The following is a 19764-nucleotide window of genomic DNA, read 5'->3' as shown; positions in this document are numbered from 1 at the left end:
CGCGCCCACCCCCGGATAGTATCGACTGCTGTGACAACGCCTGAGATCACCATCGCCACCCCAGCGGACCGCTCTGCGGTGGTCGCCACGCTGGTCGCCGCGTTCGTCAGGGATCCCATCCTGCGGCACCTGTTCCCGGACGAGGAGACCTACCCGCGCTACGCCGCCACCTTCTTCGGGAACCTCTTCGACAAGCGGGTGCACCGCTCGTCGATCTGGACGATCGGTGGGGGCGCGTCGGTCGCCATCTGGGAGCCACCGGCCGAGGACCACCAGGCGGCCCCGGTCGACGGGTCCACGGCTCACTACCCCGCCGACGTGCTGGCCCGCGTCCAGGGCTACGACGACGCCGTGCACGCCGCGCTGCCGACGTACCCGTTCTGGTATCTCGGCGTCCTGGGCACCCACCCGGACAGCGCCGGACGCGGTTGGGGTCGTGCCGTCATGCGGGCCGGGCTGGATCGTGCCGCCGCCGAGGGCCTGCCGGCGATCCTGGAGACCAGCAAGCCGGGCAACGTCGACCTGTACCGCCGGGCCGGGTGGGAGGTGGTGGGCTTGCTGGCCGAGCCCGTGCCCACCTGGATCATGCAGCAACAGCGCGAGGGCGCACGCCTCGCCGAGGCCCTCCCCGGGAGGTAGCACGGCGTCGACGGTGGCGATCGTGCGGCCGCACCCGACCGATGCGGGCATCGGATGTCGGGTGGGCCACCGGCTCCGCGACCTAGCGTCGGTGCTCGAAAGGGAAGGGAGTGCCGGGTGCTGGATCGGCTCAACGACGCCATGGCGTACATCGAGCGACACCTCGACCGCAGGATCGAGGTGGCCGAGCTGGCGCGGATCGCGCTGACGTCGGAATACCACTTTCGTCGGCTGTTCTCCGCGCTGGCCGGGATGCCGCTGTCGGAGTACATCCGGCGGCGTCGGCTCACCGTCGCCGGTGCGGACGTGCTGGCGGGGGAGCGGACGTTGCTCGACGTCGCGGTGCAGCACGGCTACGGCTCGGCCGAGGCGTTCGCCCGGGCGTTCCACGCCGTGCACGGCGTGGGGCCCGGAGAGGCCCGGCGTACGGGGGCAGCGTTGCGCGCCCAGCCCCGGATGTCCTTCCGACTCACCGTCGAAGGGAGCGGCAGCATGGAGTACCGGATCGTCGACAAGGACGCGTTCGCGCTGGTGGGACGCAAGGCTCGGGTCCCACTGGTGCACGAGGGGATGAACCCGGCGATCGTCGCGTTCGTCCGGAGCATCGACACGGAGACGGCCGAGCGGATCGAGGCGCTCTCCGATCAGGAACCGAGGGGGATCGTCAACGTCAGCGACAACCTCGCCGACGGCCGGCAGGAGGGCGCCGAGCTGGACTACTGGCACGGCGTGGTGACCGGTGCCGTGCCACCGGAGGACCTGGACGCGCTGCCGGTGCCGGCCGGCACGTGGGCGGTGTTCACCACCTCCGGTGCGTTTCCGCAGGCCGTGCAGCACCTGTGGCGCGACGTGTTCACCACGTGGTTTCCGTCCAACCCGTACCGCAGCCGACCCGGACCGGAGATCTCCCGGGTCCGGGTGAACGCGGACGGCACCGAGGCCGACGCCGAGCTGTGGATCCCGGTCGAGAGGACCCCCACCCCTATGTAGAGTTCCGATACAGTGGTCGGATGCGGATCACCATTCCGGTCGCCAAGGTCCTCGGGGCGCTGCTCGCCGAGCCCGACGAGCAGCGCTACGGGCTGGACCTGATGCGACTGACCGGCCTGCCCAGCGGCACCCTCTATCCGGTGCTGCACCGGCTGCGAGGGGCCGGCTGGCTGGCCGCCGACTGGGAGCCGATCGACCCGGTCCAGGCGGGCCGGCCGGCCCGTCGCTACTACCGCCTGACCGCCGACGGCGTGGCGCAGGCCCGGCAGGCGCTCGCCGACCTGCGTGCCGCGATCCCCGACGGTCGTCCCTCGTGGGGTGGCACCGAGCCGACCGGCGCGCCGGCGTGGTGACCCGTCGCGCCGCCGAGTTGCTGTTGGAGATGGCCGCGCGTCGGTGGCCGGTCGACGTCCGCGAGGATCTGCGCCGCGAGTGGGCCGCCGAGGTGCACGTGCTCGCCGAGAGTGGTCGCTGGACGACGGTGCTGGGCTTCGCGGTGAGCCTCGCCGTCAGCCGGGCCGGTGCGCCGGTCGTCGACCGCCGCCTGCTGCGCGGTCGAGTCGGCCGTACCGCGGCGGCTCTGCTGCTGTCCCCGATCGCCTGCGTCGCGATCGTGATCGGCGGCGCCTACCTGCTGGATCCGCTTCAGCCCTGGCTGGCGGGAGTGGACTGGCCGGCGCGGGCACAGAAGCCGATCTGGGCGGCGGTCACCGTCGTGTCGGCGGTGTTGCTGGCGATGGTTGCCGCGCGCGGGGCCCGGCACGGCGCACTCGACGGCCCGTTGCGCATCGCGCTCGGCGTGGTGCTGCCCATCGGCGTGACAGTGGTCGCGTGCCTGTCCGTCCTCGTCCCGGAGGACCTGGCCACCTCGATACCCGGGTTGCTGCTCTGGTTGGCCGGTCTGACGCTGGCCCTCTGGGGCGCGGCGAGCCTCGCCGCCCGCAACCGCCTCCGCGCGGCCTGGTGGGTGGGCGTCCTCGGCGCACTCGCCGCGGCCGACCTCGCGGTGGTTCTCGCCGTTGTCGACGCCATCTCGGCGGGCAGTCGCGCCGGCCCGGTCATCGGTCCGACGCCAGTGGAGGACATCGACCGGATCTCCGCGCCGCTGTGGCTCCTCGCCGCCTGGACGGACTGGAACATCGGCCTGCCCCGGCCCGCCATCCCCTGGGAGATCTTCGGAATCATCACCGACCACGTGCTGGCGGAACCGATGCTCTACCTGGCCTGCACGCCGTACGCCCTCGCGTACACCATCCGGGCGGCGCGGTCCGCGCCCACCGCGCCGGTCGTCCGCACGCCGACCCCGGTGTGAACCTCAGTCGGGCACGTCGTCCCACGTCGTGCCCGGCTCCAGGTAACCGGCCACCTGGTTCGCGCGCAGCGCGTACGCGATGACCAGCAGGGCGTGCTTGTCCACCTCGGGCAGCCGATCCAACGGAAACCACCCCACGGCCAGCGACTCGTCGTCGTTGACCCGGGCGGTGCCGCCCACCAACCGGCACAGGAAGCCCAGATTCAGGTACTCACATCTGTCGCCGTTGGGGTAGGTGTGCGGATGCGAGACGGCGCTGGACAGCCGCACCGGCGCCACGTCCAGGCCCGTCTCCTCCCACACCTCGCGCACCAGCGCGGTGGCCGGCTGCTCGCCCGGCTCGACGAAACCGCTGATCACCGACCAGCGCCCGTCGTCGGCACGTTGACCGAGCAGCAGCTCACCGGCGTCGTTGCGAACGACGGCGCTGACACTCGGCAGCCAGAGCAGGTCGTGACCGACGTGCTTGCGCAACCCCACGATGTAGTCCGGTGTCGCCATCGGGTGATCATAGGCCGCGACCCCGCTGGCCAGCCGTCGCACGGGTCGGCCCGCCCAGGCGACGGATGCGGGTGGCCCCGTGTCCCGGGCACGCCCCCGGTGTCGATTCTCGTATTGATCACGACCGCGGGTCAGGCTCGGGTGATCGCGCCGCAACGAGCTGGTCGTCCTGACCTATTTCGGGTGTTCTGCCCCGCAAGAGTCGATGCCTATCTACTGTGGAGAGGGTCGGCGACTTGCGCGATCCGGTGGCGGCCGGTCGGTTCGCGGTGCACAGTGATTCCCATGAGCGACAGCGAACGTGGTGGGCATTTCTACTGGTGCACCCGGCATCACCGGGTCGAGACGGACGCCGACGTGTGTCCGGCGAAGCATGTCCTCGGCCCGTACGACTCGGCGGCCGACGCGGAGAACGCCCTGCAACGGGTGCAGGAGCGCAACGAGGCGTGGGATGCCGAGGACGCTCGTTGGGCCGGGGAGGACAGGTAGACGGCGCGGGACGGCCCGTGCCGAGGTATTTCGTGCTCCGCGAGGACGCACGCGAGAGCACGTCCCCGAGGAGGGAACCACGATGGCCGAAGCACAGCAGGCCACCACCCGTCCGACCGCCCGACGCACCACCGCGAAGAAGACCGCCGCGGCCGAACGGAACACGGCGGCGAGCCGGACCACCCCCGTGCGCAAGTCCACCGCGAGCGCCGCCGCGGCGAAGGCCCCGGCCCGGAAGGCCGCCGGCGGCGCGGGGCGTGCCCCGGCGAAGAAGACCACCACGGCGGCGAAGAAGGCCCCGGCGAAGAAGGCCCCGGCGAAGAAGGCCGCGACCAAGACCGTCGCGAGCAGGACCACCGCCGCGTCGAAGACCACCGCCGCCAGGGCCGGCGCGACGAAGAGGGCCGCGACCAAGACCAGTGTGGCGGCCAGGAAGGCCCCGGCGAAGACCTCGACCGCCACCCGCAAGACGACCACCGCCGCGAAGCGTGCTCCCGCGTCCACGGCACGCAAGAGCACCACCGCCGCGACCAGGACAACGGGCGCGGCGAAGAAGACGACGAGCGTCGCGAAGAAGACCACGAGCGCCGCGAAGAAGACCACGGCGTCGGCGGCGAAGAGGACCACCGCCGCGGCGAAGGCACCGGCTCGCAAGGCCGCGACCAAGGCGTCCCCGGTGCGGAAGACAACCGCGAAGAAGGCCCCGGCGAAGAAGGCCCCGGCCAAGAAGACCACCGCGAAGAAGGCCGCTGCCACCCGCCCGAGCGGCGGCGTCCGCAAGGCCGCCGCGAAGAAGGCGCCGGCCGCGAAGGCGACCGGCACGTCGTCGAGCACCGCCCGCAAGGCGGCGGCGAAGAAGGCCCCGGCGAAGAAGACCACCGCGGCCAGGGCGCCGGCCCGCAAGGTGACCGCCCGCAAGTCGCCGGCCCGCCCGGTGGCCGCCCGAGCCACCACCCCCCGCAGTACGCGCAGCGCCGCCCGGAAGGCGACCGGCTGAGGACACGTGTGTCTCGGTCCGGCTTGTCCCGTGGACCCGTCGCGACGCCACCGCTGAGGTGACGGGTGCGCACGCCGCTCCGAGCGCAGCGGTCAGTGCCGCTGCTCGGCGGAGATCTCGGCCGGTCACCGGAAGCGGATCACCGCCGGCGCTGTCAGGATTGACCCGTGGTCATTCGACGCGTACTCGCGCCCCGCATCGACTTCGGCGCGCTGCGCCGCGAGTTCGGCCTGCCCGAGGGCTTCCCGGCGGCCGCCCAACGGGAGGCCGACGCGGCGGCCGCCGCGCCGCCGCGGCCCTCCGTCGACCGCACCGACGTGCCGTTCGTCACGCTCGACCCGGCCAGCTCGCGTGACCTGGACCAGGCGATGCACCTCACCCGCCGTCCGGGTGGCGGCTACCGGGTGCGGTACGCGATCGCGGACGTCGCCGCGCACGTCGAGCCGGGTGGCGCGCTTGAGGAGGAGACCTGGCGTCGCGGGCAGACGGTCTACCTGCCCGACGGTCACGTGCCGCTGCATCCGCTGACCCTCAGCGAGGGCGCGGCCAGTCTGCTGCCGGACGACGACCGGGCGGCCGTGGTGTGGACCATCGACCTGGACGCCGACGGCGGCACGGTAGCCGTCGAGTTGGAACGCGCCCGGGTGCGCAGCCGCGCCAAACTCGACTACGCCGGGGTGCAGGCCGCGGCCGACGCCGGGCGACTGCCCGAGCCGATCGCGTTGCTGCCCGAGATCGGCGAACGACTGACCGCCCGCGGGCTGCGCCGGGGCGCCATCAACCTGCCGCTGCCCGAGCAGGACGTGGAGCCCGACGGCGACGGCTGGCGGCTGGTGCTGCGCGGGCCGGTGCCGATGGAGGAACACAACGCGCAGATCTCCCTGTTGACCGGCATGGCCGCCGCCGACATCATGCTGGCCGGTGGGATCGGCCTGCTGCGGACGATGCCCGCCCCGAAACCGGAGGCGGTGCAGCGGCTGCGGGCGGCCGCCGCCCCGCTCGGCGTGCACTGGCCGGACGGCGCGGGCCCCGGCGAGGTGATCGCCAGCCTGGACGCCGCGCAGCCGCGCTCCGCGGCCTTCATCGACCAGGCGGCCGAGCTGATGCGCGGCGCGGCGTACACCGCCTTCGACGGCACGCGGCCCGAGCAGCCGGAGCACGGCGGCGTGGCCGCGGCGTACGCCCACGTCACGGCACCGCTGCGACGCCTGGCCGACCGGTACGCCACCGAGGTCTGCCTGGCCCTGCACGCGGGCCGGGACGTGCCCGACTGGGCGCGCGCGGCGTTGCCCCGGCTGCCCGAGGTGATGGCCAGCACCGACCGGGTCGCCTCGGCGGCCGCCCGGGGCGCCGTGGAGTTGGCCGAGGCGGTGCTGCTGGCCGACCGGGTGGGGGAGACCTTCGAGGCGGCCGTGCTCGACGTCGACGCCCCACCCAACGGCAAGTCCCGGCCCCGCCCGCCCGGCGGCACGGTGGCCCTGGACACCCCACCGGTCCGTGCCCGCTGCCACGGCGACCTGCCGCTCGGCGAGCGGGTCCGGGTCCGCCTGGTCACCGCCGACCCGGCAGCCCGCACGGTGCTGTTCGAGCTGCCCTGAGCCCACTCGCGCCGGGCTCGCCCGTCTCCGGGGTGGCATCGCGGGCGGCCGGCGTCGCCGGCAGCGGGGATTGTCACAGCGCCTGCCGCTGCTGACCGACCGGACGGTTTGCGAGGATGAGCCCATGGCATACGACGCGAGCACGCTGCCCGACGTGTCCGGGCTGACGGTCGGCATCATCGGTGGCACCGGCGATCAGGGTCGTGGTCTCGCCTACCGGCTCGCCCGAGCGGGTCAGACGGTGCTGATCGGCTCCCGGTCGGCGCAGCGGGCCGCCGAGTCCGCCGCCGAGATCGCCGCGCTGCCCCGGATGCCGGCCGACGTGCGGATCACCGGCGCGGCCAACGACGAGGTGGCCCGCCGCAGCGACGTGGTGATCATCGCGGTGCCGTGGGACGGGCACGCCGCGACTGTCGCCGCCCTCGCCGAGCCGCTCGCCGGGACGATCGTCGTCGACTGTGTCAACCCGTTGGGCTTCGACAAGCAGGGCCCGTACGCGCTCACCGTCGCCGAGGGCAGCGCCGTGCAGCAGGCCGCCGCGCTGCTGCCCGACTCCCGCGTCTGCGCGGCGTTCAATCACGTCAGCGCCCCGCTGCTGGCCGACCCCGAGGTCGACCGGATCGACCTCGACGTGCTGATCTGCACCGAAGACCGTGAGCTCGTCGACATCGTCGGGGCGCTCGCGGCCCGGATCCCCGGGATGCGCGGCATCTACGCGGGCCGGTTGCGTAACGCCCACCAGATCGAGGCGTTCACCGCGAATCTGATCGCCATCAACAAGCGCTACAAGGCGCACGCCGGCATCCGCGTCACCGACCTCTGACCCGGGCGGCGTGCTCCACTCCGGTTTCCTGAAAACGCGGTGTCCCGGCGCTCGGGACACCGCGTTTTCGGCAAAGCCGAGTCGATCAGGCCCTAGAAGGTGTGCTCGGCGGCCGGGAACTCGCCGCCACGGACCTCGTCGGCGAAGCGGCGGGTCGCGTCGGTGAGGGCGCCGGCCAGGTCCGCGTACCGCTTGACGAAACGTGGCGCCCTGCCCGTCCGCAGGCCGGCCATGTCCTGCCAGACCAGCACCTGGGCGTCGGTGTCCGGGCCGGCGCCGATGCCGACCGTGGGGATCGGCAGCTCGTGGGTGATCCGCTTGGCCACCTCACCGGGCACCATCTCCAGCACCACCGCGAACGCGCCCGCCTCCGCCACCGCCCGCGCGTCGGCGAGCACCTCGTCGGCGGTGTCGCCCCGGCCCTGCACGCGGTAGCCACCGAGGGTGTGCTCGCTCTGCGGGGTGAAGCCGATGTGCGCCATCACCGGGATGCCGGCACCGACGATCGCGGCGATCTGCGCGGCGCAGCGGCGGCCACCCTCCAGCTTCACCGCGTGGCAGCCACCCTCCTTCATGAACCGGACGGCGGTGCGCAGCGCCTGGGCCGGGCCCTCCTCGTAGGAGCCGAACGGCAGGTCACCCACCACGAGTGCCTGCCGGGTCGAGCGCACCACGGCCCGTACCAGCGGAAGCAGGTCGTCGGCGGTGATCGGCAGGGTCGTCTCGTAGCCGAAGACGTTGTTCGCGGCCGAGTCGCCGACCAGCAGCACCGGGACGCCGGCCTGGTCGAAGATCCCCGCGGTGTACTGGTCGTACGAGGTCAGCATCGGCCACCGTTCGCCGCGCTCCTTGGCGGCGATCAGGTCGCGGGTGCGGACCCGACGGGTGACCGGTCCGCCGTACAGGGCGGTCACCTCGCTCGGAGTGGACTCCACCATCTCTGTCTCCCTTCCTCGAGGCCGCCTGCGCGGTCCCCGGGTTCCGTCGCGATCGTCGCACCGCGAGACGGGGTGACGGCAGGGCCCAGTGCGAGATGTCACTCCACCAGGCCGCGGGGCGGTGCCGGGCCGCGCCACCGACCCGGCACCCCCAGGTGTACGCCTCAGCCGTGCTCGCGCCACCGGTTGGTGATCGGCAGGCGGCGGTCCCGGCCGAACGCCTTCATGGAGATCTTCGTGCCCGGGGCGGACTGGCGTCGCTTGTACTCGGCGGTATCCACCAGCCGCAGCACCTTGTCCACCACCGCCGGGTCGTGGCCCGACTCGACAAGCCCGTCGCGGCCGAGGTCACCGTCGACGTAGCCGATCAGGATCGGGTCCAGGACGTCGTAGTCGGGCAGGCTGTCGCTGTCGAGCTGGCCCGGGCTCAGCTCGGCGCTCGGCGGCTTGCCGATCGAGTTCTCCGGGATCGGGGCGGTCTCACCGCGCCGCTCCGCGTCCCGGTTGCGCCACTTCGCGAGCCGCCAGATCAGCGTCTTCCAGACGTCCTTGACCGGGTTGAAACCGCCCACCGAGTCGCCGTACAGCGTGGAGTAACCCACCGCCAGCTCGCTCTTGTTGCCGGTGGTCAGCACCAGGTGGCCCTCCTGGTTCGACAGGGCCATCAGGATCACGCCCCGGACCCGGGCCTGGAGGTTCTCCACGGCCACCCCGGACAGCGACAGGTTGGCCAGGAAGCCGTCCACCATCGGCTGGATCGGCTCGACGCGGTAGTCCAGGCCGGTGCGCTTGGCCAGGTCGGCGGCGTCCTCCCGGGAGTGCTCGGAGGAGTGCTGACTGGGCAGCGACACACCGACCACCCGGTCCGGACCCAAAGCGTCGACGGCCAGCGCGGCCACCACCGCCGAGTCGATGCCGCCGGAGAGCCCGAGCACCACCGACGGGAACCGGTTCTTGTTGACGTAGTCGCGCAGGCCCAGCACGAGCGCCTGCCACACCTCGGCCTCGTCGGCCACCGGCTCGATCAGCCCGCCGGTCGCGGCCGGGCCGGACGGCGTGGGCGGAATCCCGTCCAGCGTGTGGTGCGCGACCCGCATGCCGTCCGCGATGGTCTCGGTGGTCGGCGTCGTGGTGGCGGCCGGCAGCTCGACGTCGTGTACGAGCAGGTGCTCGACGAACTGCGGGGCCCGGGTGAGCAGCTCACCGCCGGCGGTGACGATCATCGAGTCGCCCTCGAAGACCAGCTCGTCCTGCCCGCCGATCATGTTGACGTACGCGATGGCGGCCCCCGCCTCGGCGGCCCGGCGGCGGACCAGCGGCAGCCGGATGTCGTCCTTGTTCAGCTCGTACGGCGAGCCGTTGATGTTGACCACCAGGCCGACGCCGGCCTGCCGGGCCGCGGCGAACGGACCACCGGCCTGCCAGAGGTCCTCGCAGATGGTCAACGCGACGTCCACGCCGCCGATCCGCACCACGGTCAGGCTGTCGCCGGAGACGAAGTAGCGGTCCTCGTCGAAGACCCCGTAGTTGGGCAGGTGGTGCTTGAAGTAGCGGGCGGCCACGGTGCCCCGGTGCAGCAGCGCGGCGGCGTTGCGGGCACCCCGGCCCGGCTCGGCGTCGCCGCTGACCTGCGGCGGCCCGTCGGCGTCCAGGTAGCCGACCACGACCGGCAACTCCCCGAGGCCGTCCGCGGCCAGGTCGGCGGCGAGCCGCTCGACGGCGGCCTGGGACGCGGCGACGAAGGAGCGCCGGAAGACCAGGTCCTCGACCGGGTACCCGGTCAGCATCATCTCCGGGAAGAGCACCAGCTGGGCACCGGCATCGGCGGCCTGGCGAGTCCAGCTGCGGACCAGGGCCGCGTTGCCGGCGAGGTCACCGACGCTCGGGTTGACCTGGGACAGGGCGAGACGCAGGGTGGGCATGCCTTCATCTTGCCCCAGCCTCCGCGCGACAATCCGTACCCTCGGACGAGATTGCCGCCACCTGCCGCGACAGGCGCCCGCGAGGCCGCGACGGCAGGGGCCCGGCCGTCCCTGACGGCGGACGCGGACGGCACAGCCGGGCCGCACGCGTTCGCCGGGCGGGACACGAGGGGACGGCCGGCGGCGGTTCGCGTAACGTCTGCGTAACCAGGCCCGGTAAGACTGGGCGATCAGGTCGGGGCAGCCCGGCCAAGGCGGACAAAAAGAGTGTCGCGAGGGGTTGGGGAAGTGGACCGTCAGCAGGAGTTCGTCCTCCGCACGCTGGAAGAGCGGGACATCCGGTTCGTCCGGCTGTGGTTCACGGACGTGCTGGGCACGCTCAAGAGCGTCTCGGTGGCGCCGGCCGAGTTGGAGGCGGCCTTCGAGGAGGGCATCGGCTTCGACGGCTCGGCGATCGAGGGCTTCGCCCGCGTCTTCGAATCGGACATGGTGGCCATGCCCGACCCGACCACCTTCCAGGTGTTCCCCTTCGAGGGTGGGGTCAGCGGCGAGAGCGCCCGGATGTTCTGCGACATCCTGCTGCCCGACGGCGGCCCGTCCTGGGCCGACCCCCGGCACGTGCTGCGCCGCGCGCTGTCCAAGGCCGCCGAGAAGGGCTTCACCTTCTACACCCACCCGGAGATCGAGTTCTTCCTGCTGGAGAACGGCCCCCAGGACGGCTCGGTGCCCACCCCGGTGGACACCGGCGGCTACTTCGAGCACACCACGCACGCCGTGGCGCGCGACTTCCGCCGCCAGGGCGTGCTGGCGCTGGAACGCATCGGCATCTCGGTGGAGTTCAGCCACCACGAGGTCGCCCCCGGCCAGCAGGAGATCGACCTGCGCTACGCCGACGCGCTCACCACCGCCGACAACATCATGACCTTCCGGCACGTGGTCAAGGAGGTGGCGCTCTCCACAGGTGTGCAGGCCAGCTTCATGCCGAAGCCGTTCACCGACCAGCCCGGCAGTGGGATGCACACCCACCTGTCGCTGTTCGAGGGCGAGCGCAACGCGTTCCACGACGGTGGCGACCCGATGAAGCTCTCCAAGGTGGCGAAGTCGTTCATCGCCGGCCTGCTGGTGCACGCCCGGGAATACACGGCGGTCACCAACCAGTGGGTCAACTCGTACAAGCGGCTGTTCCCGCAGGCCCTGCCGGACCGGATCACCGAGAGCCCGGCGTACGTCTGCTGGGGTCACCTCAACCGTTCCGCGCTGGTCCGGGTTCCCGCGTACGGCAAGCCCAACTCGGCCCGGGTCGAGGTCCGCTCGTTGGACTCGGCGACCAACCCGTACCTGGCCTTCGCGGTGCTGCTCGGCGCCGGCCTGAAGGGCATCGAGGAGGGGTACGAGCTGCCGCCGGGCGCCGAGGACGACGTCTGGTCGCTGACCAGCGCCGAGCGGCGTGCCATGGGATACGAGGCACTGCCGGAGAACCTCGCCGAGGCGATCGACGTGATGGCCGAGTCGGAGCTGGTCGCCGAGGTGCTCGGCGAGCACGTCTTCGACTTCTTCCTGCGCAACAAGCGGGCCGAGTGGGAGCAGTACCGTCGCGAGGTCACCCCGTACGAGCGGCAGCGTTACCTGGCGCTGTAGTCGCGGGGCTGACGCGGTTGCGCACTGCCGCTATCGTCTCGATCACCGCGCCGGTACCCCTCCGGGCGGAGAGTCGGGAGGCAGTCGGTGCTGGAGGATCTGCTCAGCGGTGCCTGGCAGAGCGTCGTGTTCGGGATCGTCGGCGTGGGGCTGATGGCGGCCGGCTTCGGCCTGGTCGACCTGCTCACCCCGGGGCGGTTGCGGGACCTGATCTGGGTCGACCGCAACGTCAACGCGGGGCTGCTGCTGGCCGCCAACCAGCTCGGCATCGCCGGGATCGTCTTCACCGCGATCCTGACCAGCTACAGCGACTTCGGCAGGGGGCTCGCCTCCACGGTGCTCTTCGGGCTGGTCGGGCTGGCCATCATGGCGCTGGCCTTCGTGGTGCTGGACCTGCTCACCCCGGGCAAGCTCGGCGAGGTCATCTGCTCGCCCGAGCCGCACCCGGCGGCCCGGGTCAGCGCCGCCACCCACTTCGGCGCCGCGCTGATCGTCTGCGCCTGCATCGCCTGAGGCGGTCGCGTCCCGGTCCGATCGCTGAGCCGGTCGCGTGCCGGTCCGGCGTCGTACCCCGGCCGTAGCGTGCGGGGCATGAACCGTACGGACCGGCTCTACGCGTTGGTCGAGGAGCTGCGGGCGGTGTCGCCACGGCCACGCAGCGCCCGCTGGCTGGCCGTCCGCTTCGAGGTGAGCGGCCGGACCATCGAGCGGGACATCGGCGCCCTCCAGGAGGCCGGGGTGCCGATCTGGGCCGAGCCCGGCCGCACCGGTGGTTACGTCCTGGACCGCAGCCGCACCCTGCCCCCGGTCAACCTGACCGCCGCCGAGGCGGTGGCGATGGCCGTCGCGCTGCACCGGCTCGACGGCACGCCGTTCGCCGGGCCGGGTGCCACCGCGCTGCGCAAACTGGTGGCGGTGCTGCCGGCCGCCGACGCCGCCGAAGCGCATCGCCTCGCCGGCCGGGTGCACCTGGTCGGTGACGGGCCGGCCACGCCCGTCCCGGCCATCGTCGCCGACGCGGTCGCCGCGCGGCGGGTGCTGCGCATCCGGTACGCCGACCGCGCCGGCGCGGACTCGGTGCGCGACGTCGAGCCGCTGGGCTACCTCGGCAACCCCCGACACTGGTATCTGCTGGCCTGGTGCCGGCTGCGCGACGAGCTGCGGTGCTTCCGCACCGACCGGATCCGGAGCGTCCAGGCGTTGCCCGACGTGGTGGTCCGGGAGTTCCGCCCGACCGATCTGGACATCCCGCGCGAACGGGTCCGTCCGTTGAGTCTGGTCTGATACCTGACAGCATGCCGAGCAGGCTTGCGGGAGGCTGGCGGGTCTGCCGTCGCGGGGGAGGACCAGGTGCCCGACACGCTCAGCTACGCCGACGCCGTCCGGCTGCTCGGCGGGGAGAACAGCCGGTTCGTCACCTGGTTCGACAAGCTGACGGGCTGGTCGCTCCTGGGTGCCTCGGCCGCCGGCGTGCCGGGAGCGCTGGGCATCTTCGACGCCAAGGCGGAGTTCGTCCGGCTCGGCCACGAGTTGGTGCGCAACGTCTCCGAACAACGCTCCGGGTTGTCCCGGTACGACCGGACGCAGCGTCTGGAGGCGGCGCACGCCGTGATCGCGGTGACCGCCTTCTTCGAGGCGCTGCACGACGTCGATCTGCCCTTCGACGCGGCCGACCTGGCGGTGGACAAGCGGGAGCAACTGGCACTCGCCGGTTCCGGGTCGGTCAACGACGGCATCATGGACTCGTTCTTCGGCACGGCGGCACCGCTGCCGGGGCCACACCTGCCGTACCCGGCGCTGCGGGCGGCCCTCGTCACGTACTTTGACGGTCTCGCCGGCCGGGTCCTGCACTTCGTCGAGGGATTGGCCGTCTGGGAGCAGGCAGCCCACCAGCAGCGGCGCGGCACCGCCACGGCCCTGTCCCGACTTCCGGACGTGGCCGTCGGACGGCACCGGGACCTGTTGACCCGGTTGGCGGAGGACTTCTTCGAGGTCAACTTCTGGCTGGGGTTGCAGGAACACGAGGCCACCCGCCACCAGCTCCGGGCGATCTCGGTCGGGTTGGAGGAGATGCGCCAGGCCCTGGCCGCCATGTCCACGGGCCGCGCTCCCAACGACAGACGTGTCGGTCTCGCCGCCGCCTATGCCTCCGATCTGCGGCGACCGATCGTCTCGTCGGGGGACGTGCCGGCGGGTCTGCGGATGCCGACGCTCGGTGAGGCGTACGTGCCGCCATTGTGCCGGATCGCCGAGTTGGGGGCCGGGGCGCGCGCCAGCGACGAGAACTGGTGGCGCGACCGCCCACTCCGCGAGGATCTGTGGCAGTCGCTCGTGGTGCACCTGACCTCGGCGGGTGCGACGACGGCGCCGTTGCTCGTGCTCGGTCAGCCAGGTTCGGGCAAGTCCGTGCTCACCCGGATCCTCGCCGCCCAGCTCCCCGCCGCCGACTTCCTGGTGATCCGTGTCGTGCTGCGGGAGGTGTACGCCGCCGGTGACCTACAGGACCAAATCGAACAGGCACTACGCGCGGCGACCGGCGAGCGGCTCACCTGGCCCGACCTGGTCCGGTCGGCCGGCGACGCCATGCCTGTCGTGTTGCTCGACGGGTTCGACGAGTTGCTCCAGGCCACCGGCGCCAGCCAGACCGACTACCTGCGCAGGGTGGCGGCGTTCCAACGTCGTGAGGCGGATCAGGGGCGGGCGGTCGCGGTGCTCGTCACCACCCGGACGAGCGTCGCCGATCGCGCCCAGCCGCCGCCCGGCACGGTCGCGGTGCTGCTGGAGCCGTTCGACGCGACCCGGATCGATACCTGGGTGGCCACGTGGAACCGGGTCAACGCCGGCTGCTTCCGGGCGTCGGGCACCGGTCCCCTGGACCCCGAGGTGGTGCGGGCACACCGGGAGCTCGCGGAGCAGCCGCTGCTCCTGCTGATGCTCGCGCTCTACGACGCCGACGGACACGACCTGCGCTCGGCCGGCGCGTTGGGGCGTGGTGAGCTGTACGAACGGTTGCTGAAGCGGTTCGCCCACCGGGAGGTCCTGAAGCAGTCCTCCGGGTTGTCGGAACGGGACCTGGCCCGGGCGACAGAGGAGGAACTGCGTCGGCTCTCGGTCGTCGCCTTCAGCATGTTCAACCGGGGCGTGCAGTGGGTGAGCGAGGACGATCTCGATGCTGACCTGGCCGCGTTGCCCTTCCTCGGGCGGCGGGCCCCGACGGTCCGGCAGGACGAGCGGGGGTCGCTGAGCACCGCCGAGATCGTGCTGGGGAGGTTCTTCTTCGTGCACCGTTCCACGGCGGTGCGGGAGCACGGGCCGTCGCACACCTACGAGTTCCTGCACGCGACCTTCGGCGAGTTCCTCATCGCCCGTACGGTCACGCTCGTCCTGCGTGACCTCGTGGTGCGGGAGGCCGCGACCCTGCTCGACGACGCTCCGGTCGACGACGACCGGCTGTACGCGTTGCTCTCGTTCGCCGTGCTGTCCAACCGTGCGCCGGTGGTCACCTTCGTCGTCGAGGCGCTGGCGGCGTGGCCGGAGCAGCACCGCGCCGAAGCTCTGGACCTGCTGCTGCGACTGTTCCGTGTGACGTCGGAACCGCGCCCGGTGGGCCGCCACGAGTCCTACCAGCCCCGGCGGTTGCACCTGCCGGAGCGCTGCGCGGTGTATGCCGCGAACCTGCTGCTGCTCGCCTTGTGCGTCGCCGACCTGCCGTGCGGCGACGTGTTCCCGTCCAGTACGCATCCCGTGCGGAGTTGGCGGAGGCAGGCGTTGCAGTGGCGGGCCCACCTGGACGACGCCGCCTACCTCGGTCTGCTGACCCTGGTCCATCCGATCCGGAGTTGGCAGGACGGTTACCCGGGGCTCATCCTGTCGCTGAGCCCCGAAGCCGATTCGACGGAACCGGACCCCCGCTGGCACTTCCCCGCCCCCCTTGACATCACGACCTCTGATGAAGACGGGGCGCACAGGTACGTCCCCGATGTTGATCTCTCCCTGTGGCGCCGAAGCGTCCATTTCGAGTGCGATCCGCACGCCGAGGCGATGCTGCACGCCGTGGAGCCGGCGAGACTCTCCTTGCCGGAGAGGCGCGTCGACACCCTCACTTACTTCTTGAGCTTTCCGGACGGAGACCGCTCGGAGGCTCGACTGTTGCTCGATGTCGCTCTCCTGCCGCTGCATCCCACGCCGCTCCCGCAGCGGGAGCGGGTGTACCGGCGACTGCTGGCAAGCCTTGAGCCGCAGCGGCCGACGTCGCAGCACCTGCCGGTTGCCGCCTTCCTGCTGGACCGGCTGGCCCTCGACACCGAGCTGTCATCCGCGTTCGCCGCCAGTGTCCTCCAGCGCCTGGACGAACTGGACCTGACTGTGGGCCAAGCCGCCCCGGCGGTCAGGTGCGTGCTCGCCTTCGTGGGCCGTGACGACCAGGTCGACGCCAGGTGGGTCGCGCTCGTCGGCGGCCTGCTCGCCGGGGCTCGGGGTGGGGCGGCCGGTAGGGGACATCCGCTCGACTGGTTGGACGAGACGACCTGCGAGCTGGTGGTGCGGATGTACGAGCTCGAACTTCATCGCGAGCCGATTTCGGCGGCGGAGGCGCAGCACTTCGCGTTCTGGCACGGCTCCCGTCGGCCCGACCTGGTGCAACGGCTGCGGCGGTTCGCGGACGGGCCGTAGGCCGGCCAGTTCTGTTGAAACAGAAACACCGACAGGACGTTGTCGCGGACGCCGCCGAGTCTGTTCCAGACAACGGCCGTACGGCCGGCACGGGAAACTCTGGAGGCAGTAGATGTCCGCGACACCCATCACGTGGTTCGAGATCGGCACCGACCGGCCGGAGGAGGCGGAACGCTTCTACGGCGGGCTGTTCGGCTGGACCTTCGAGGAGCAGGGCTCGGCCAACGGCGGGTCCTACCGGGTGACCGGGGCCGGCGGCGACACCGGGATCGGCGGGGCGATCCGGGCCACCGACGGGACGTCACCGAACTACGCGGTGTTCTACGCCGAGGTCGCCGACGTGGCGGAGACCTGTCGGCGGGCCGAGGAGTCCGGCGGCCGGGTGCTGGTGCCGGCGCGAACGGCCCCGAGCGGGCTCACGTTGGCCCACCTGCTCGACCCGGCCGGCAATCACCTGGGGGTCTTCACGCCCCCGCCGGCCTGACGCTCGGGTCGGCCTTGCTGGTGCGCGGGGATGATCGACTCGGTTTTCAGGATTCGGGGGTGTTGGGCTGGCGTGGACACCGCCGGTTCACGGAAGTCGAGTGGATCAAGTCGGGGCAGGCCCGGTCTGGCCAGGGCCTGCCCCGGTGGGTCACCTGCCGGGCGTACCCGCTGGGCCGCCGTGGTTGCCCGGTCCGCCGTGACCGCCCGGCCCACGGAAGACGCCGGCCTCGATGGCCTTGGTGATGGCGTCGGCCTGCTCCTGGGTGAGCTTGCCGTCCTTGACCGCCTGGTCCAGGCGTGCCTTGAGTGCGGCCTGCCGTTCCTTGAGCGCGGCCTGCCGGTCCTCGGCGGACGGGCGCTGCGGCCGATCGGCCGGCCGGTGCTGCTCGCGGACCTTCTCCAGCGCGGCGGTCACCTTGTCGGTGGGCACGCCCAGCTCCTTGGCGAGCGCTTCGGCGAACTCGTTCTGCCGGTCGGCCTTCGCACCGGGGGCGGCGTCGGCCTTCGCACCGGGGGCGGCGTCGGCCTTCGCGCCGGGGGCGGCGTCGGCCTTCGCGCCGGGAGCCGGAGCGGTGCTGGCGTTCGGTGTCGGAGTCGGGGTGTCCGCGGCGAACGCGATCGTCGGGGCGGCGATCCCCACGCCGAGGACACCGGCGGTGGCCAGACCGGCCAGCAGGTGCTTCCTACGGATGGTGCGGGACATGCTGTCCTCCAGAAGGTCGGTGACGTGCGCTGTCAGCACCGACAGTGACCAGGCTGGCTGGGCGTGACCCGTGGCGAACCTGTCAGCGGGCTGACAATCTTGGCTCGCCGGCGGTCAAATCGATTGCGCCACCACCCGATGAACCAGCAGGGTTGGCGATTCACCGACGAAAGGACGCACGTCGAGATGACCGTCGAGATCCGGGAGATACCGCTCGTCGAGCCGGGCGTCGGCCCGTACGGCATCACGGCCGGCCCCGACGGCGCGTTGTGGCTGACGTTGGTCCACGCCGGCGCGATCGCCCGCCTGGGGGCCGACGGCGGGGTCCGGACGTACCCGCTGGATCCGCCCGGCGGCCGCCCACTGGTCATCACGGCGGGGCCGGACGACGCCCTCTGGTTCACCCGCTCGGCGGACGACCGGATCGGTCGGATCAGCACCGACGGCGAGCAGCGCACGATCGCCCTGCCGACCGGTGCCGGGCCGGGCGGTATCGCCGTCGGAGGAGATGGCGCGCTCTGGTACGCGGGGATGAGCTCCGACACGATCGGCCGGGTGGACGTCGACGGCACGGTCACGGTGTTCCCGTTGCCGGTGACCGGCGGGTTCGCCTCGATGATCACCGCCGGGGCGGACCAGGCTCTCTGGTTCACCCTCAACCAGGCGAACGCGATCGGCCGGATCGACCTCGACGGCCGGGTGACACTGCATCCGTTGCCCACCCCGGACGCCGGCCCGGTCGGCATCACGCTCGGCAGCGACGGTGCGATCTGGTTCGTGGAGATCACCGCCGGCCAGCTCGGCCGGATCGCCGCCGATGGCGAGACCGTCGAGTTCCCGCTGCCCGATCGTGCGGCCCGTCCGCACGCCATCGTGGCCGATCCGGCCGGTGGCGTCTGGTTCACCGAGTGGGGCGCCAACCGGATCGGTCACCTCGATCCCACCGGCCGGATCGACAGCTACGCCCTACCCACCCCCGACGCCGAACCGCACGGCATCACCCGCACCGCCGACGGCATCTGGGCCGCGCTGGAGATCGGCGCGGTAGCCCACCTGCCCCTCGCCTAGCTGATCAGGAGCCTTGCGTCACCGCGGGGGCTGCGGTCAGGGTGCCGGTGTCGGCGTCGAGGGTGGCCTGGGTGCCGAACGGGACAGTCAGCTGGCCGTGGCCGTGGCCGATCGGCAGGCCGCCGAGCACCGGTACGCCCAGGTCGCCGAGGCGTTCGGTGAGCACGTCGACGATCGTGGTGTCCCAACCGTCGCCACAGTCGGTGAACTGCCCGACCGCCACCCCGGCCAGCCCGTCCAGCGCGCCGGCCCGGCGCAGGTGGGTGAGCATCCGGTCGACCTTGTACGGGGGCTCCTGCACGTCCTCGATCAACAGCACCGCACCGGTCAGGTCGGGCAGGTCCGGGGTGCCGATCGACGCGGCGATCAGGCACAGGTTGCCGCCGAGCAGGGTGCCGGTGGCGCGACCCGGAACGCGTACGCCGAAGGTCTCCTCGGTGGGCAGCGCGCTCATCGACACCGGCTCGGTCGTCATCAGCGCCGCGTGCAGGGACTCGGCGGAGCGCAGCGGGGTCCGCTCGTCCCGCCAGGCCGCCCCCGGGCCGTGCACCCCGGCCAGCCGGGCACCCCGCCACAGGGCGAGTTGCAACGCGGTGATGTCCGAGAATCCGGCCACCACCTTCGGGTCACGGCGTACGGCGGCCATGTCGATGGCGTCCACGATCCGTTGGACGCCGTAGCCGCCACGGGTGCAGATCACCCCGCGTACCCGCGGGTCGGCGAACGCGGCGTTCAGGTCTGCGGCACGCAGGTCGTCGGTGCCGGCGAGGTAGCCGTGGCGGGCGTACGCGTTCGGTGCCGGGACGGGCCGCAGGCCCCAGCCGAGAAGCAGTTCCATCCCCCGGGCCACCCGCTCCGGCGAGGTCGGCCCGGACGGTGACACCAGCAGCACCGTGTCACCCGGTCGCAGCACGGGCGGGCGGACGACGGCGGTGTCCTCGTTGATCACAACCGCAGAGCCTAGCGACCCCGCCGGATCCAGGCTCGAC

The 19764-nt window shown here is 72.3% G+C and carries 19 protein-coding genes; 14 read left to right on the top strand and 5 right to left on the bottom strand.

Annotation, left to right across the window (positions count from 1 at the left end; all coding sequences use genetic code 11):
• Positions 1–30: 30 nt before the first annotated feature.
• From ACGFIW_RS33440 to ACGFIW_RS33425, 4 genes are all read left to right on the top strand, one after another.
• Positions 31–639 (top strand): GNAT family N-acetyltransferase, encoded by a 609-nt coding sequence (locus ACGFIW_RS33440; RefSeq protein WP_393324451.1) that lies wholly within the window; start codon positions 31–33, stop codon positions 637–639.
• Positions 640–756: 117 nt separating this feature from the next.
• The gene (locus ACGFIW_RS33435; protein ID WP_393324448.1) at positions 757–1629 is read left to right on the top strand and encodes a GyrI-like domain-containing protein; all 873 of its coding nucleotides are present in this window, start codon (positions 757–759) and stop codon (positions 1627–1629) included.
• 20 nt (positions 1630–1649) lie between these two features.
• On the top strand, positions 1650–1982 hold the full coding sequence (locus ACGFIW_RS33430; RefSeq protein ID WP_393324445.1) for a PadR family transcriptional regulator: 333 nt from the start codon (positions 1650–1652) through the stop codon (positions 1980–1982).
• Entirely contained in the window at positions 1943–2941 is a 999-nt protein-coding gene (locus tag ACGFIW_RS33425; RefSeq protein WP_393324442.1) for a hypothetical protein, read from the top strand. Before ACGFIW_RS33430 ends, ACGFIW_RS33425 begins: the two co-directional genes overlap by 40 nt.
• Before the next feature lie 3 nt (positions 2942–2944).
• On the opposite strand, the gene ACGFIW_RS33420 is transcribed toward ACGFIW_RS33425, so the two are convergent.
• Positions 2945–3442: an NUDIX domain-containing protein gene (locus ACGFIW_RS33420; RefSeq protein WP_393324439.1), complete on the bottom strand. Its 498-nt coding sequence runs from the start codon at positions 3440–3442 to the stop codon at positions 2945–2947.
• A 285-nt stretch (positions 3443–3727) separates the two neighbouring features.
• Here ACGFIW_RS33420 and ACGFIW_RS33415 point away from each other — a divergent pair, with 285 nt between their 5' ends.
• The 4 genes from ACGFIW_RS33415 (at position 3728) to npdG (ending at position 7349) form a co-directional block, all read left to right on the top strand.
• Positions 3728–3931 (top strand): hypothetical protein, encoded by a 204-nt coding sequence (locus ACGFIW_RS33415; protein WP_393324437.1) that lies wholly within the window; start codon positions 3728–3730, stop codon positions 3929–3931.
• Positions 3932–4013: 82 nt separating this feature from the next.
• Positions 4014–4928, top strand: a complete 915-nt coding sequence (locus ACGFIW_RS33410; RefSeq protein WP_393324434.1) for a histone — start codon at positions 4014–4016, stop codon at positions 4926–4928.
• 167 nt (positions 4929–5095) lie between these two features.
• Positions 5096–6526, top strand: a complete 1431-nt coding sequence (locus ACGFIW_RS33405) for an RNB domain-containing ribonuclease (RefSeq protein WP_393324431.1) — start codon at positions 5096–5098, stop codon at positions 6524–6526.
• Between the two features lie 124 nt (positions 6527–6650).
• On the top strand, positions 6651–7349 hold the full coding sequence (gene npdG, locus ACGFIW_RS33400) for an NADPH-dependent F420 reductase (protein WP_393324428.1): 699 nt from the start codon (positions 6651–6653) through the stop codon (positions 7347–7349).
• Positions 7350–7441: 92 nt separating this feature from the next.
• Here the strand turns inward: npdG and panB are convergent, their stop codons facing one another.
• A complete protein-coding gene (panB, locus tag ACGFIW_RS33395; protein WP_393324425.1) occupies positions 7442–8287 on the bottom strand; it encodes a 3-methyl-2-oxobutanoate hydroxymethyltransferase in 846 nt (281 codons plus the stop codon).
• Between the two features lie 164 nt (positions 8288–8451).
• Positions 8452–10209: an NAD+ synthase gene (locus tag ACGFIW_RS33390; protein WP_393324423.1), complete on the bottom strand. Its 1758-nt coding sequence runs from the start codon at positions 10207–10209 to the stop codon at positions 8452–8454.
• Between the two features lie 288 nt (positions 10210–10497).
• Between ACGFIW_RS33390 and glnA the strand changes: the two genes are divergently transcribed.
• The 5 genes from glnA to ACGFIW_RS33365 all read left to right on the top strand — a co-directional run bounded on the left by glnA (position 10498) and on the right by ACGFIW_RS33365 (position 17002).
• A complete protein-coding gene (gene glnA, locus ACGFIW_RS33385) occupies positions 10498–11847 on the top strand; it encodes a type I glutamate--ammonia ligase (protein ID WP_393324420.1) in 1350 nt (449 codons plus the stop codon).
• Positions 11848–11934: 87 nt separating this feature from the next.
• Positions 11935–12360, top strand: a complete 426-nt coding sequence (locus ACGFIW_RS33380) for a DUF350 domain-containing protein (protein ID WP_393324417.1) — start codon at positions 11935–11937, stop codon at positions 12358–12360.
• Positions 12361–12438: 78 nt separating this feature from the next.
• Positions 12439–13131, top strand: a complete 693-nt coding sequence (locus ACGFIW_RS33375) for a helix-turn-helix transcriptional regulator (RefSeq protein WP_393324414.1) — start codon at positions 12439–12441, stop codon at positions 13129–13131.
• A gap of 66 nt (positions 13132–13197) precedes the next feature.
• On the top strand, positions 13198–16518 hold the full coding sequence (locus ACGFIW_RS33370; RefSeq protein ID WP_393324411.1) for an NACHT domain-containing protein: 3321 nt from the start codon (positions 13198–13200) through the stop codon (positions 16516–16518).
• A gap of 112 nt (positions 16519–16630) precedes the next feature.
• Positions 16631–17002, top strand: coding sequence for a VOC family protein (locus ACGFIW_RS33365; RefSeq protein WP_393324408.1), 372 nt, complete (start codon positions 16631–16633; stop codon positions 17000–17002).
• A gap of 150 nt (positions 17003–17152) precedes the next feature.
• Here ACGFIW_RS33365 and ACGFIW_RS33360 read toward each other — a convergent pair whose 3' ends face one another.
• Positions 17153–17707, bottom strand: a complete 555-nt coding sequence (locus tag ACGFIW_RS33360) for a hypothetical protein (protein WP_393324476.1) — start codon at positions 17705–17707, stop codon at positions 17153–17155.
• A 186-nt stretch (positions 17708–17893) separates the two neighbouring features.
• Here ACGFIW_RS33360 and ACGFIW_RS33355 point away from each other — a divergent pair, with 186 nt between their 5' ends.
• The gene (locus ACGFIW_RS33355) at positions 17894–18775 is read left to right on the top strand and encodes a virginiamycin B lyase (protein WP_393324405.1); all 882 of its coding nucleotides are present in this window, start codon (positions 17894–17896) and stop codon (positions 18773–18775) included.
• Between the two features lie 4 nt (positions 18776–18779).
• Here ACGFIW_RS33355 and ACGFIW_RS33350 read toward each other — a convergent pair whose 3' ends face one another.
• A complete protein-coding gene (locus ACGFIW_RS33350; protein ID WP_393324402.1) occupies positions 18780–19724 on the bottom strand; it encodes an LD-carboxypeptidase in 945 nt (314 codons plus the stop codon).
• Positions 19725–19764 lie beyond the last annotated feature (40 nt).

The organism is Micromonospora sp. NPDC048935, from assembly GCF_043197875.1.
Classification (GTDB): domain Bacteria; phylum Actinomycetota; class Actinomycetes; order Mycobacteriales; family Micromonosporaceae; genus Micromonospora.
Note: the sequence above shows the minus strand (reverse complement) of the source record. Positions and strands in the feature narration are given on the sequence as shown.

Excerpts from the sequence above, each read along its gene's own strand:
- ACGFIW_RS33430 (WP_393324445.1), top strand. The coding sequence starts at position 1,650 with ATGCGGATCACCATTCCGGTCGCCAAGGTCCTCGGGGCGCTGCTCGCC.
- ACGFIW_RS33420 (WP_393324439.1), bottom strand. The coding sequence starts at position 3,442 with ATGGCGACACCGGACTACATCGTGGGGTTGCGCAAGCACGTCGGTCAC.
- ACGFIW_RS33415 (WP_393324437.1), top strand. The coding sequence starts at position 3,728 with ATGAGCGACAGCGAACGTGGTGGGCATTTCTACTGGTGCACCCGGCAT.
- ACGFIW_RS33410 (WP_393324434.1), top strand. The coding sequence starts at position 4,014 with ATGGCCGAAGCACAGCAGGCCACCACCCGTCCGACCGCCCGACGCACC.
- npdG (WP_393324428.1), top strand. The coding sequence starts at position 6,651 with ATGGCATACGACGCGAGCACGCTGCCCGACGTGTCCGGGCTGACGGTC.
- panB (WP_393324425.1), bottom strand. The coding sequence starts at position 8,287 with ATGGTGGAGTCCACTCCGAGCGAGGTGACCGCCCTGTACGGCGGACCG.
- ACGFIW_RS33390 (WP_393324423.1), bottom strand. The coding sequence starts at position 10,209 with ATGCCCACCCTGCGTCTCGCCCTGTCCCAGGTCAACCCGAGCGTCGGT.
- ACGFIW_RS33375 (WP_393324414.1), top strand. The coding sequence starts at position 12,439 with ATGAACCGTACGGACCGGCTCTACGCGTTGGTCGAGGAGCTGCGGGCG.
- ACGFIW_RS33365 (WP_393324408.1), top strand. The coding sequence starts at position 16,631 with ATGTCCGCGACACCCATCACGTGGTTCGAGATCGGCACCGACCGGCCG.
- ACGFIW_RS33360 (WP_393324476.1), bottom strand. The coding sequence starts at position 17,707 with ATGTCCCGCACCATCCGTAGGAAGCACCTGCTGGCCGGTCTGGCCACC.
- ACGFIW_RS33355 (WP_393324405.1), top strand. The coding sequence starts at position 17,894 with ATGACCGTCGAGATCCGGGAGATACCGCTCGTCGAGCCGGGCGTCGGC.